The 1,149-nt window shown below is 63.9% G+C and carries 1 protein-coding gene; it reads left to right on the forward strand.

Annotation, left to right across the window (positions count from 1 at the left end; translation table 11 throughout):
• The coding region (locus tag A2J01_RS19405; RefSeq protein ID WP_197494253.1) for a SulP family inorganic anion transporter at positions 1-1,149 on the forward strand (1,149 nt) is incomplete at both ends.

Here is a 1,149-nt window from a genome sequence, read left to right on the forward strand (position 1 = left end):
GTCGCCGAACTGATCGGCAAGTTCGGGTGGAAAGTCACCTGCCTGATCACCGTCGGCGCCGGAATTCTGCAGATCGTGTTCGGGCTCAGCCGAATTGCCCGTGCGGCGCTGGCTATTGCTCCAGTGGTGGTGCATGCGATGCTCGCCGGTATCGGCATCACCATTGCGCTACAACAGGTTCACGTGTTGTTGGGTGGAAGCTCGGCCAGCTCGGCGCTGGACAATCTACGGCAGTTGCCCGCACAGATCGGTGCCTTGCATGTCGAGGACCTGATGATCGGACTCGTCGTCATCGCCACCCTTCTCGGGTGGCGCTATCTCCCTGCCGGTGTCCGCAAGGTTCCGGCGGCGTTGGTGGGCATCGTATTGGCAACTCTCGCTTCGCTGGCGCTGCCGATCGACGTCGAGCGTATTGCTCTCGACGGATCTTTGCTGGACTCGATCGGACTCCCCGCTCTGCCCGACGGCCAGTGGCTCGGCGTCGCAACCGGCATCCTGACCATCGCCCTGATCGCCAGTGTGGAGAGTCTGCTCTCGGCCGTGGCCGTGGACAAGATGCACTCGGGCCCGCGGTCGAACTTCGATCGCGAGATGCTCGGCCAGGGCACCGCGAACATGGTGTCCGGGGCCATCGGCGGCCTTCCGGTCACCGGGGTGATCGTGCGCAGTGCGACCAATGTCGAGGCCGGGGCGAAGTCCCGCGCGTCGTCGATCATGCACGGCCTGTGGATTCTGCTGTTCTCGGCTGCGCTCGCCGGGTTGGTCCAGCAGATTCCGAAGTCTGCACTGGCCGGACTGTTGATTGTCATCGGTATTCAACTGGTCAAGCTGGCGCACATTCGGTTGGCGCGACGGACCGGTGATCTGTGGGTGTACGGCATCACGGTGGTCGGCGTCGTGTTCTTGAATCTGCTCGAGGGCGTCCTGATCGGGTTGGCGCTGGCCATCGCCCTCCTGGTGTGGCGTGTCATCCGCGCAACTGTCACCGCAGAAGAGTTAGGCGACAACGATTCCGGGAAGTGGCGCGTCCTGGTCGAAGGCTCGTGCACCTTCCTGGTGCTGCCCAAGCTGACGTCGGTGCTCGCCGGACTCCCACCGCGGTCGGACGTCACCGTCGAGCTGTCTGTCGACTTCCTCGACCATGCCGTC

It is taken from the genome of Rhodococcus sp. EPR-134 (assembly GCF_001647205.1).
Taxonomy (GTDB): Bacteria; Actinomycetota; Actinomycetes; order Mycobacteriales; family Mycobacteriaceae; genus Rhodococcus_F; species Rhodococcus_F qingshengii.